This window comes from Agrobacterium sp. 22117, assembly GCF_052045735.1.
Taxonomy (GTDB): domain Bacteria; phylum Pseudomonadota; class Alphaproteobacteria; order Rhizobiales; family Rhizobiaceae; genus Agrobacterium; species Agrobacterium cavarae.
On the sequence record NZ_JBQEPP010000001.1, the window covers coordinates 621,646 to 632,957 of the forward strand.

General features: G+C 58.7%; 11 protein-coding genes. 7 read left to right on the plus strand and 4 right to left on the minus strand.

The window, feature by feature from the left end:
* Positions 1 to 91: 91 nt before the first annotated feature.
* A complete protein-coding gene (locus ACTJKV_RS02945) occupies positions 92 to 706 on the minus strand; it encodes a DUF6656 family protein (protein ID WP_144621627.1) in 615 nt (204 codons plus the stop codon).
* Between the two features lie 323 nt (positions 707 to 1,029).
* Between ACTJKV_RS02945 and ACTJKV_RS02950 the strand changes: the two genes are divergently transcribed.
* The 4 genes from ACTJKV_RS02950 to ACTJKV_RS02965 all read left to right on the plus strand — a co-directional run bounded on the left by ACTJKV_RS02950 (position 1,030) and on the right by ACTJKV_RS02965 (position 4,742).
* A complete protein-coding gene (locus ACTJKV_RS02950) occupies positions 1,030 to 2,274 on the plus strand; it encodes an aromatic ring-hydroxylating oxygenase subunit alpha (RefSeq protein ID WP_313591667.1) in 1,245 nt (414 codons plus the stop codon).
* 11 nt (positions 2,275 to 2,285) lie between these two features.
* Positions 2,286 to 3,362 carry a 2Fe-2S iron-sulfur cluster-binding protein gene (locus tag ACTJKV_RS02955; protein WP_376784935.1) on the plus strand — a complete coding sequence of 359 codons (1,077 nt, stop codon included), beginning with the start codon at positions 2,286 to 2,288 and terminating at the stop codon, positions 3,360 to 3,362.
* 183 nt (positions 3,363 to 3,545) lie between these two features.
* Positions 3,546 to 4,016, plus strand: a complete 471-nt coding sequence (locus ACTJKV_RS02960) for a BA14K family protein (RefSeq protein WP_062425923.1) — start codon at positions 3,546 to 3,548, stop codon at positions 4,014 to 4,016.
* Between the two features lie 222 nt (positions 4,017 to 4,238).
* Complete coding sequence (locus tag ACTJKV_RS02965; RefSeq protein ID WP_062425922.1) at positions 4,239 to 4,742, plus strand: BA14K family protein; 504 nt, start codon at positions 4,239 to 4,241, stop codon at positions 4,740 to 4,742.
* 194 nt (positions 4,743 to 4,936) lie between these two features.
* Here ACTJKV_RS02965 and ACTJKV_RS02970 read toward each other — a convergent pair whose 3' ends face one another.
* Positions 4,937 to 5,932, minus strand: a complete 996-nt coding sequence (locus ACTJKV_RS02970) for a transporter (protein WP_113266148.1) — start codon at positions 5,930 to 5,932, stop codon at positions 4,937 to 4,939.
* Between the two features lie 394 nt (positions 5,933 to 6,326).
* Here ACTJKV_RS02970 and ACTJKV_RS02975 point away from each other — a divergent pair, with 394 nt between their 5' ends.
* From ACTJKV_RS02975 to ACTJKV_RS02985, 3 genes are all read left to right on the plus strand, one after another.
* Complete coding sequence (locus tag ACTJKV_RS02975) at positions 6,327 to 8,111, plus strand: acyl-CoA dehydrogenase (RefSeq protein WP_440598429.1); 1,785 nt, start codon at positions 6,327 to 6,329, stop codon at positions 8,109 to 8,111.
* An 11-nt stretch (positions 8,112 to 8,122) separates the two neighbouring features.
* Positions 8,123 to 8,881, plus strand: a complete 759-nt coding sequence (locus tag ACTJKV_RS02980) for a crotonase/enoyl-CoA hydratase family protein (RefSeq protein WP_440598430.1) — start codon at positions 8,123 to 8,125, stop codon at positions 8,879 to 8,881.
* 87 nt (positions 8,882 to 8,968) lie between these two features.
* A complete protein-coding gene (locus ACTJKV_RS02985) occupies positions 8,969 to 9,298 on the plus strand; it encodes a hypothetical protein (RefSeq protein WP_440598431.1) in 330 nt (109 codons plus the stop codon).
* A 6-nt stretch (positions 9,299 to 9,304) separates the two neighbouring features.
* On the opposite strand, the gene ACTJKV_RS02990 is transcribed toward ACTJKV_RS02985, so the two are convergent.
* Positions 9,305 to 10,555 carry a class I SAM-dependent RNA methyltransferase gene (locus ACTJKV_RS02990; RefSeq protein ID WP_440598432.1) on the minus strand — a complete coding sequence of 417 codons (1,251 nt, stop codon included), beginning with the start codon at positions 10,553 to 10,555 and terminating at the stop codon, positions 9,305 to 9,307.
* Positions 10,552 to 11,304, minus strand: a complete 753-nt coding sequence (locus tag ACTJKV_RS02995) for a TlyA family RNA methyltransferase (RefSeq protein ID WP_440598433.1) — start codon at positions 11,302 to 11,304, stop codon at positions 10,552 to 10,554. The genes ACTJKV_RS02990 and ACTJKV_RS02995 overlap by 4 nt, the downstream gene beginning before the upstream one ends.
* Between the last annotated feature and the right edge of the window lie 8 nt (positions 11,305 to 11,312).

Here is an 11,312-nt window from a genome sequence, read left to right on the forward strand (position 1 = left end):
GTGAAAGTGTGAAGCGGTTTTGCGATAGTGACAGGCGAAAACGATAAAGATTATAGCGCAAATGGCGAATTCGAACGATCGGACCAAGGCCTCACAGCGCGCGGATGATTTTGCGCAATTCCTCGGAACGGGTGCCCAACATCAACACGTTCTTCAAGGCTTCTTTCGGGTCCTGTGTCTGGAACAGCAGGCCGCCGCGATGAATGGATGTGTCGATCGCCACGGACTTGCCGCCACTTTGCGGCTGCATCGCGACGGCGAAATACATCCGCGACCGGGTCTGGTCGATCTTTTCGAAGAAATGCTCGTCGCCGCACAGTTCCGCAAAGAAATTGGCGAGGTAAAAGGACCATAGGACTGGTCTGCTTTTGTCGAAACGGGTGGTGGAGGCCGTCACATGGCAATAGCCGAGATGGGGAGTGCTCGCGATCAGCTTGTGAGAGACCATATTGGGGAAACGGATGCTGGGGTGGAAGCCGTTCAGTCGTGAATGCGTCTTGGAGCCGGCATCCTGCAAACGGCGCGCGGTGATCTCCGCGACCTGTTCGTGGCTAAGATATCGCTTGCCGCCTTGCGGCAACGTCTCTTCAAAGCGACCGATGCGCCCGGTGCGCAAAAAATCGGAATGCGCGGTTTTCGACCTTGTCGGGGGGGCGACCTTGCCGGACTTTGTGTCTACGTAGCGGATACGAGTTTCCTTCTCCACAGCCATATCCTCTTTGAAAGATATACGCTTTTTAGCCGACTAGAGTTAATATCGCGTTTCCGGTCTGTCGGTGGCGTGTGTTGCAGCGCGCTGGAAGCCGAAGTCTTATTGCGACGACCAATCGTTTGAATTACCCTCTAAACCACTGTTTTAAATTCAAAAAAAATAAAGCAGTACTTTTGCGGACGATGTCGCAATTTGTCGCCAATGCGGGACAGAATGTCGCGCAATGTGGTGCTGGAAAAAGGCGTCAATGATTAGATCAAATCACACCATGCGGCCGGGATTGTTGGGCGGCTGCAGTATTACTCGAGGACATGGCCATGGAACTGCGTGAAACCGTATTGCGCCAATTGAAGAATCGCCGCGAAGGCTTCAGCCTTGAGCAGCCATTTTATACCGATCAGGATTACTTCCAACTCGACATGGAAACCATCTGGTATCGCGATTGGCTGTTCGTCGGTCACGACTGTGAAGTGCCGAAGTCCGGCATGTATTTTACCGTTCAGGTCGGCAATTATGCTGTCGTGATCGTTCGCGGCAAGGATGGTACGATCCGCGCATTCCACAATTCCTGCCGCCACCGCGGTTCGCGCGTCTGCACCAGCCAGAAAGGCCAGTCCGCCCGTCTCGTCTGTCCTTACCACCAGTGGACTTACGATCTGGATGGCAAGCTCCTTTTTGCCCGACACATGGGCGAAGACTTCAACAAGGAAAACTTCGGGCTGAAGCCGGTCGCCTGCGAAACGGTTGCCGGTTACGTCTTCATCTGCCTCGCAGAACAGCCCATGGATTTCGCGCCGGTTCGTGCGGAAGTCGAAGCCTATATGAAGCCGCACCGGGTTTGGGAAGCCAAGGTGGCGCATGAAAGCACCATCATCGAAAAGGGCAACTGGAAGCTCGTCTGGGAAAACAACCGCGAATGCTACCACTGCGCGGCCAACCACCCCGAGCTTTGCCGTACCTATCCGGAAAACCCGAGCGTCACCGGTACCGATGGCGGCGCAAGCGACCCTGAAATCGGCGGCCACTGGGCACGCTGCGAAGCGGCGGGCCTGCCAAGCCGTTTCAAGATCGACCCCAAGGGCCAGTTCCGCGTGGCGCGCATGCCGCTGATCGGTGAAGCAGAGAGCTACACCATGTCCGGCAAGCCTGCGGTTCATCGCCCGCTGTCTGACGATGTCACCATCAGCCATATCGGCGCGCTGCTGCTCTTCCATTACCCGACGACGTGGAACCACTTCCTCGGCGACCACATGATTTCCTTCCGCGTGCTGCCGCTTGGCCCACAGGAAACCATGGTCACGACCAAGTGGCTCGTTCACAAGGATGCCGTGGAAGGCGTGGACTATAATCTCGAAGACCTGACGCATGTCTGGAACGAGACCAACGATCAGGATCGCCAGATCGTCGAGGAAAACGCCTTCGGCATTCGCTCGCCCGCCTATGAGCCAGGTCCTTACTCCATGGAGGACGAAGGCGGCGTCATGCAGTTCGTCAACTGGTATGCAGACTTCATGATCGACCGGCTGTCCGGCGACAAGAAGAAGCTTTCCGCAGTGGCTTGATGCAGATGACCATGGCCGTGACCTATAAGCATATCGATGAGATGAAGCCCTGGAGCGACAAGCTTCACATGCTGGAATGCATTTCGGTAACCCCCGAAACACCGGATGTGATGACGTTCCTGTTCCGCTCCACTGACATCAACTGGTTCCGCTATATTCCGGGCCAGTTCGTGACGCTGGAACTGCCAGTCGGGCCGGAGCCGCTGTTTCGGACCTACACGCTGTCTTCCACGCCGTCTCGTCCCTATGCGGTCGCGGTCACGGTCAAGGCACAGAAGAACTCGATCGGCACCCGCTGGATGTTCGACAACCTCAAGCCGGGGATGAAGATCCGCGCGCTTGGTCCCCTGGGTGACTTTTCCTATGTGAAGCATCCGGGCGATAAGTATCTGTTCATATCCGCAGGCTCTGGCGTCACGCCGATGATGTCGATGGTGCGCGACATGTGCGATCGCGCGCCGCACAGCGATATCTCATTTATCAACTGCTCGCGCACACCCGCCGATATCGTGTTCCGCCATGAACTCGAATATCTCGCACGCTACATGCCAAACCTGTCTCTGGGGTTCATCGTGGAGTCCTGCGGTCGCACCGATCTGTGGTCGGGCCTGAAGGGCTTCGTCGACAAGGCCAAAATTGCGCTTTTGTCTCACGACTTCATGGATCGCACGGTTTTCTGCTGTGGCCCCGAGCCGTTCATGGCGGCGGTCAGTTCCATGCTCGAAGCCTCCGGTTTCGACATGACACGCTACCACCAGGAAAGCTTCGCGCCTGCCGCGCCGCCAGTGGCCGTTGGTGAAACGGCGATCGAGGCTGATGGCGAGGCGTTGACGACGGTTGGCTTCACGCTGTCCGGCAAGGATGTGCCATGCCAGCCGGGACAGACCGTTCTGATGACTGCCAGAGCGGCAGGCGTTCGCATCGGTGCGGCCTGTGAATCTGGCATCTGCGGCACCTGCCGCGTGCTGAAGCTGTCCGGCGAGGTCGAGATGAACCACAATGGCGGTATTCTCGATGAAGATATTGCGGAGGGCTATATTCTGGCCTGCTGCTCCAGGCCGCTGACCGACGTCAAGGTGGAGGCGTAAAGCCTCCTCCTCCCACCTTTTCGTTCCTGCAGTTGGCAGTCATTGCCATGATCCATGGAACGAGTTTGTAGTTTTCCCGTTTCTAAAATGTCTGAGGCTGTGTCACTGCGGGCCGTTTCCGCATTTCTGCCGAAAGATATAAAAACAGCACAACATCAATGTGCAGAGAAACGGAGGAAATTCATGCTGAATTTGCGGAAGACGAGCCTCGCTACCGCTTTTGTCATGGTCCTGACGAGCTTTACGCCATCGCAGGCCTTTCAAGTTCCCACACCCATTCCGGCACCCGTTGCCGCTCAGAATCAGGTCGTAGATATCCAGTATCGCGACTGGCGCGACCGTCGTGAATGGCGTCAGCGTCACGGTCGGGATTGGCGCAACCATCGCGAATACCGCCGCCAGGGCTTCTACAACGGCCACCGCGGCTATCGCGACCGTCGTCCGGGTTACCGTTATCACAACGGCTACTGGTTCCCGCTTGCAGCCTTCGCGGCTGGCGCGATCATCGGTGGTGCCACCAATCAGGCACGTCCGTCCTACGGCAGCAACCACCAGCAGTGGTGCGCCAACCGCTGGCGGTCCTATCGTGCCTACGACAACAGCTATCAGCCAAATAACGGCCCGCGCAGGCAGTGCGTGTCGCCCTATAGCTAAGATGCATGATTTAGGAAGGCCCGGCTTAGCCGGGCCTTCCGTCGCTTGGGGCAGCAACGCGTTCAAGTATCTGTGATCGCTTCGTTAATGCTGCATTCAGGCTGAATTTCTTAACTTGAATATAAGGCGAGTCCACGCCGTTAAAAACTGGATAAACAGGAGAATAATCGTCGTAGTTCACCCCGTCCGTTTGTGTATCCGGACGTGAATGGAGAAGGTAAGATGAAGACTTACATGAAAGCTGCTTTGGCCGCTGGCCTCTCTGCTATTGTTGCTGTTGGATCTATTGTTCCAGCTCAGGCTATGCCCATCGTGCCTGCTGCGCCGGTTGCACCACAGGCGGACAACAATATCGTCAACGTTCAGTATTGGCGCGACCGCGGCTATTATCGCGACTACGGCCCGGGCTACTATCGCGGCCACCGCGGCTACCGCGATTACCGTCCTGGCTATCGTCGCCACAACGGCTACTGGTTCCCGCTTGCGGCCTTCGCCACCGGCGCCATCATCGGCGGTGCGCTATCTCAGCCGCGCGAAGTCTACCGCCCCGTTCCGGAGTATCGTCCGCGCCCGGTCTATCGTGAATATCGTCCGGTCGTTCGCGGTGGCATGAGCCAGGCGCATGTGAACTGGTGCTATGGCCGCTATCGCTCTTATGATGCGTATAGCAACACGTTCCAGCCCTATCACGGCCCACGCCAGACCTGCTACTCGCCGTACCGCTGATTGAACGAAAATATATAATTTATAAGGGCCGTCCCGCACTTGCTGGGCGGCCCTTTACATATGCGAAGAGACACAAAACGCCCACGCCGAAAGCGCATCGTGATTTTCTCGGATTTGCTCCCTGCGCTTTAGCTCTTTGTTCTATCGCGCGTCGTCATCGCAAAACCCCTGCACAGTTTTGCTTGAGCCCTGCTTTAGATGATGCCGACCCGTCGCAGCAGGAACCAGGCAAGAAGACTGGAGGCGACGATAAAACCCGCTGCATAGAGCGTTCCGTTTCCGCCATCCATGAAGGGGAGGGCGCTGGTGTTCATGCCGAAAAATCCTGTGACGAGCGTTGGCGGCAATAGAAATGCCGTCATGATCGACAGGATGTAGAGGTGGCGGTTCGTTTCCGACGAGAGCTTGGAATCGATTTCTTCATGCAGCAGACGGGCCCGCTCCTGAAGCGCATAGACATCGTAGTCGACAGACTCCAGTCGGCTCGTAAGCCGTCCGGCAATCTCCTCGAAGCCAGCCGGCATTTCATCCTCATCGGCGGCTGAGGCGCGCCGCATCAAGGTCAGCACGGTTCGAAGATGACGATGCAGTCGCACGACGGTGCGACGGACGGGTGCCAGCCTTCTCCGCTCGTCGCGAGGTGCCGCGGCGTAGACGTAATCCTCGATGGCGTTGAGTTCTTCCGTCGTCTCCATCACCAGGTTGATAAGACTGCGCTGAAACTCCGCCACCAGTCCCTCGAAGATGTGCGACGGCGTGCTGAAGCGCTTCGGGTTCTTGTCGATGGCAGCCCGCAGCCGATCCACCGACCGCAGAGGTTGAAGCCGTGTGGTGATGACGAAGCGATCCGTCAGGGCAAAATGCAGCCAGCCAAGGTCGCGGGTTTCCTGATCGAACTCGCGCTGAAAATCCACCAGCGTACCGTAAAGCGCGCCTTCATCGACGGTGATGGAGGGGTGTGTCTCATGCGTCGTTAAGATCGCGCGAATGTTCTCGTCGAAACCGGGAATAGAGTCCAAAAAGGCAACGACCCGCGTATCCGCCAGGTTCAGATGCAGCCAGAAGAAGCCTTCGCTGCTTTCCATGTCGCTCCACTGGGCGGTTGGAGCGAGGCGTGTACAGAGCTGGCTCCCCGGCTCGAAGCGATAGGCCCAGACGAGGCCGGGAATGGCTGGGTACTGTATATCCATGTCGCGTTCCTGAAAGGCGGGCCTGTCTACGCCAGAGGCCATGCTGCTCGAAGGGTCGGACATGCAGAACAGAGTTTTATGACAGTTTCATAACAAGGGTGATCTTGCCGACCGATAGGCCTGAAAATCGCAATCGATTCTTCGACCTACAGCATGGTCCAAGCAAAAGTGTGCAGCGGTTTTGCGATGACGACCTGCGATAACAAGGACCTGAAGTGTATGAGCGAATCTGAAAGATCGCGACACGCGTTAAGGTCAGTCGAAGAGATGGAACGTCCTTCGCGCGGCCCAAAGGACACGCCGTTCCAGGGAAATTTCAAATTGACGTTTACGTAAAAATCAATTAGCCCGTAAGGACATTACATTGTAGGCAGACGCTTCGGGAGGAGGCAGGATGTATACCGCGCCGGTAGACGATATCGCTTTTACGTTGAAACACGTTGCAGGGCTGGGTGATGCTCTTCAGAGCGGTGCGCTCGGTGATCTCGATGAAGATCTCGTCGATGCCATTCTCCATGAGGCAGGACGTTTCGCCACTGAAGAAGTTGCCCCGCTTGCCGAAATCGGCGACCGCCAGGGCTCGCGTATGGTGGACGGTGAGGTTCGCACACCCGACGGATGGGCGGGTCTCTATCATCGCTGGGCCGAAGGCGGCTGGAACGGCCTGACGGCACCAGAGGAATTTGGCGGGCAAGGTCTGCCGCATATGCTGAACGTTGCGGCGCTCGAAATGTGGAACTCCGGCTCCATGGCGTTTGCGCTCTGCCCGACGCTGACCATGGGTGCGATCGAAGCCATCACCGCCCATGGCAGCGACGCGCTGAAGGCCGTCTATCTCGAAAATCTCGTCAGCGGCAAATGGACAGGTACGATGAACCTGACCGAGCCGCAGGCGGGCTCTGATCTTGCCGCACTCAAGACCAGGGCCGAACGGGCTGACGACGGCACCTACCGCATTTTCGGCCAGAAGATCTACATTACCTGGGGTGAACACGACGCCGCCGAAAACATCATCCACCTTGTGCTGGCCCGTTTGCCCGATGCGCCAGCTGGAACGCGGGGCATTTCGCTCTTCCTCGTGCCGAAGTTCCTGCCTGACGCTGCCGGCAATCCGGGTGAGCGCAACGATTTGTTCTGCCATGCGCTGGAGCATAAGCTTGGCATTCACGGTTCGCCAACCTGCACGATGATCTTCGGCGATGGCCGCTACGGGCAGGAAAAAGGCGCGATCGGCTGGCTTGTGGGCGAAGAGAACAAGGGTCTCGCCTGTATGTTCACGATGATGAACAATGCCCGCCTGGCCGTCGGCATGCAGGGCGTGGCGATTTGCGAAGCCGCAACCCAGAAGGCGATCCAATACGCCAAAGAGCGGACTCAGGGCAAGGCGCCCGGAACGACGGCACCGGGCATGAGCCCGATCATCGAGCATCCGGATATTGCCAGAACGCTGCTGACCATGAAGGCACTGACGCAAGGCTCGCGCGCCATCAGCTTCGCCTGCGCCCATGCGATCGACATGAGCCATGCGGAAAGCGACGCAGGCACGCAGAAGTTCTGGCAGGAGCGTGCGGCCCTTTTGACACCGATTGCAAAGTCCTTCTCCACCGATGCCGGTGTGGACGTTGCCTCGCTCGGCATCCAGGTCCATGGCGGCATGGGCTTCATTGAGGAAACGGGCGCGGCCCGCTATCTGCGTGACGCCCGCATTGCACCGATCTATGAGGGCACCAACGGCATTCAGGCCATCGACCTCGTCATGCGCAAGCTTCCACTCTCCGAAGGCCACCACGTTCGCGGCTTTATCGAAGAGCTGCAGGCCATTGCCGAAGACGTTCGTGCATCGAACAAGCCGGAACTGGGAGAAACCGCACGCTACCTCGACCAGAGCCTCGCCGATCTCGAGGCTGCCACCGACTGGCTGCTGGACGCCCAGGCCAAGGGAGAGGCTGCCGCCGTGCTGGCAGGTGCGACACCCTACCAAAGGCTGTTCGGCCTTGCATTGACGGGCGTCTATCTGGCCAAGGGCGCGCTTGCAGCCGTAGAAGACGGGCAGGGTACCAAGCGTGCCTCGCTTTGCCGTTTCGCTGCGGAAAATCTTTTGGCGGAAACGGCCGCCTTGAAGGATCGCGTCGTCTCGGGTGCGGCAAGCCTCGAAGCCGCACGCGTCGTTCTTGGGTGAAGGAAGTATCGATGTCCGAAGATCATATCCTTCTCGAGCGGCCTCCGGTCGCAGCCGGCGTACAGGTCATCCGCTTCAATCGGCCGGACAAGAAGAACGCCATTACCGATGCGATGTATCGCAGCATGATCGAGGCGTTGAAGGCCGCTGATGCGGATGAAGACATCCGCGCAATCGTTTTTCTCGGCACGCCGGGATGCTTCTCCGCCGGCAATGACATGGCTGATTTCCTTGGATTTGCGATGTCGGGCGGCAAGGGGCGGCTCGCCGCAGCCGATTTCCTGCACACGCTGGTCAGCGTGGAAAAGCCCATCGTCTCTGGCGTCGATGGCCTGGCCATCGGTATCGGCACGACGCTGAACCTGCATTGCGATCTGACGGTCGCCTCCAGCCGCAGCCTGTTCAAGACGCCCTTCGTCGATCTGGCACTTGTGCCGGAAGCTGCCTCCAGCCTTCTCGTCCCGCGCATTGCCGGCCACCAGCGGGCATTTGCGCTTCTGGCGGCAGGTGAAGGCTTCTCGGCCGAGCAGGCTATGGCGGCGGGCCTGATCTGGAAGGTCGTTCCCGAGGCGGATGTCGAGGCGGAAGCCTTGAAGATCGCTGCCAACCTGGCGTCGAAGCCACCACAGGCGCTGAAGATTGCCCGCAATCTGGTGCGTGGCGATGTCGATGCGATCCGAGCCCGGATCGACGAGGAAATCGTTCACTTCGCCGCTCAGCTTCAGAGTAGTGAGGCGCGCGCTGCCTTTGAGGCATTCATGCGCCGTTAAGTCTCTTGAGAAGAAGGTCTCGGTCTTTATGGAACGGGAAGTGTTTCCGGTTACTCGATCGACATCTTTACTTGGGAGAAGGCCGCCATGATGCGCAAAACCGCTCTTGCAATGATTGCTATACTGTCGCTGTCCGGCGTCGCGGATGCCGGGATGTTGTCCTCGCCGATGATGTCGTCCCCAAGAGAGAGCGATGTCGTGCAGGTGCAGGATTTCAATAGCAGCTCGCCACGCAGCAATCAGAATCAGAATAACGGGTGGGATCGCCGCCAGCCGCGTTTCGTCTGCGTTATCACACCACCAGACAGTGCCGAGCATTCACGCCCCTATGTCTGCCCGGTTCAGCAGGGCCGCGTCGGTGGCCGTTGCCGCTGCTCCGGCGTCGTCGGCAGCGGCAGTATCGATACGGCGTGGTAAAGCGCTTTACTTTTCCAGCGTCGCGACCGCCTCGACATGCGGCGACCAGAGGAACTGGTCGATCGGCGTCACGCTTGTGATGCGATAGCCGCCTTCGACCAGGATGGAGAGATCGCGCGCGAAGGACAGCGGATTGCAGCTGACGGCAACGATCTTCTTGACCGTGCTGCGGGCAAGCTCCTTGCATTGCGCTTCAGCACCCGCTCTTGGCGGATCGAAGACGACGGCGTCGTAAAGCTTCAGTTCCTTGGCGATCAGGGGATGACGGAATAGGTCGCGCCGCTCGGTGGTGACCGGCTTCAAGCCGGGCGTGTTGCGCGCGGCAAAATCGAGCGACTTCAATGGTTTGTCTTCCGCTTCCACGCCATGCACCTTGCCGACACGCGCCAGTCTCAACGTGAAGGTGCCGGTGCCGCAGAACAGATCGGCGATCCGCTTCGATTTGCCCACATGCGCCACGACGCGCTCGGCCATGGCCTCTTCCGCCACCTTCGTGGCCTGGACGAAGCTGCCGGCGGGAGGTGCGACCTTGACGCTGCCGAATTCGATCACCGGCTTTTGCGGTTCGATCAGAATTTCGCCGGAGAGCGATACACGGGCGATGCCGCGCATGGAAAGAACCGTCTCCGTTAGCGCACGGCGCTGTTTGTCATTGACGGACTTGATGCCGTCCACCGCAATATCGAGCCCCGAAAGCGTCTCCATCACTGTGATGCGGAAAGGCTCAGCGTTGGATGCCAGTGGCAAGCCGATCGCACGGATCGCATCGAGCCTCGACACGATGGCCGGGGCGGCGATGGGACATTCCTCAATCGCAACAATATGGTGACTGTTGGCCTGGCTGAAGCCGAGAAGAAGTCCCTTTTCGGTTTTGCGCGCGGTGAAGACAACGCGACGTCGCTCACCTGGCCGGCAGATCACCAGCGGATCGACCTCCACATCCAGACCCTTCGATCGGAGGGCAGCAACGACGAGATTCCGTTTGAAGTCGTGGTAGGGCTCGTCTTGAACATGTTGCAACGAACAGCCGCCGCACGTGCCGTTCTTGCCATCCGGTCCGAAATGGCGACAGGCAGGCTCGCGCCGATCCGGCGATGCTTCCGTAATCGACATGATGGTGCCCTGGTCTTTAACCCGGGCAATCGCGACCGTTTCTCCGGGAAGCGTAAAAGGCACATAGACCGTGCCGTCGGGACAGTGCGCAATGCCATCGCCCTGCGCGCCGAGGCTCTGGATCTTGACGGTCTGCGTGCTCATGGCTTTCTGCCTCCGAGAAGGAATTCTACATTGCCATCTCCACCTGCAATAGGGGAGGGGATGAGGCCAAGGCTTTCCCAGCCCATGTCTTCGGTGAGCCAGCGCTCAAGTTCTGCGGCAACCTGCGGAGCAGTGTCGGGCTCTTTCAACAGGCCTGCCTTGCTGATCGCATCCCGGCCGGCTTCGAACTGCGGCTTGACGAGAAGAACGGCGAACGCGCCGCTATTCGCCAGATCGAGCGCCGGCGCAAGGGCAAGTTTCAGTGAAATGAAGGAGACATCCGAGACGATGAAGCCGATCTCGCGGCCGTCAATATCGTCTTGCGTCAAAAACCGCGCATTCAGCCCTTCGATACTGGTCACGCGCGGATTGTTCTCCACCCGCGGATGGATCTGTCCATGACCCACATCGATTGCGGTGACATGGTTCGCACCGCGTTCCAGCAGCACCTCGGTAAAGCCGCCGGTAGACGCGCCCACATCCAGACACTCGTGGTCTTTCGGGTCCAACGTGAAGTGATCGAGTGCTGCGACGAGTTTCAGGGCGGCGCGCGATACATAATCCTGCGCCGGATCGTCGATCGCGATAACCGCGCTCTCGGCAAAGCAGAGGCTCGGCTTGGTCACGATCTTGCCATTCACGCTGACGGTGCCGCGCGATACGGCATCGCGCGCGCGGGAGCGACTGGCAAACAGGCCCTTGGCGACCAGAAGCTGGTCCAGGCGTTGATTTTCGGATGTTTTGGTCATGGAGAGTG

Coding starts and splice junctions, on each gene's coding strand:
- ACTJKV_RS02970 (WP_113266148.1), bottom strand. CDS start 5,932: ATGGATATACAGTACCCAGCCATTCCCGGCCTCGTCTGGGCCTATCGC.
- ACTJKV_RS02950 (WP_313591667.1), top strand. CDS start 1,030: ATGGAACTGCGTGAAACCGTATTGCGCCAATTGAAGAATCGCCGCGAA.
- ACTJKV_RS02955 (WP_376784935.1), top strand. CDS start 2,286: ATGGCCGTGACCTATAAGCATATCGATGAGATGAAGCCCTGGAGCGAC.
- ACTJKV_RS02960 (WP_062425923.1), top strand. CDS start 3,546: ATGCTGAATTTGCGGAAGACGAGCCTCGCTACCGCTTTTGTCATGGTC.
- ACTJKV_RS02990 (WP_440598432.1), bottom strand. CDS start 10,555: ATGAGCACGCAGACCGTCAAGATCCAGAGCCTCGGCGCGCAGGGCGAT.
- ACTJKV_RS02965 (WP_062425922.1), top strand. CDS start 4,239: ATGAAGACTTACATGAAAGCTGCTTTGGCCGCTGGCCTCTCTGCTATT.
- ACTJKV_RS02985 (WP_440598431.1), top strand. CDS start 8,969: ATGATGCGCAAAACCGCTCTTGCAATGATTGCTATACTGTCGCTGTCC.
- ACTJKV_RS02975 (WP_440598429.1), top strand. CDS start 6,327: ATGTATACCGCGCCGGTAGACGATATCGCTTTTACGTTGAAACACGTT.
- ACTJKV_RS02980 (WP_440598430.1), top strand. CDS start 8,123: ATGTCCGAAGATCATATCCTTCTCGAGCGGCCTCCGGTCGCAGCCGGC.
- ACTJKV_RS02995 (WP_440598433.1), bottom strand. CDS start 11,304: ATGACCAAAACATCCGAAAATCAACGCCTGGACCAGCTTCTGGTCGCC.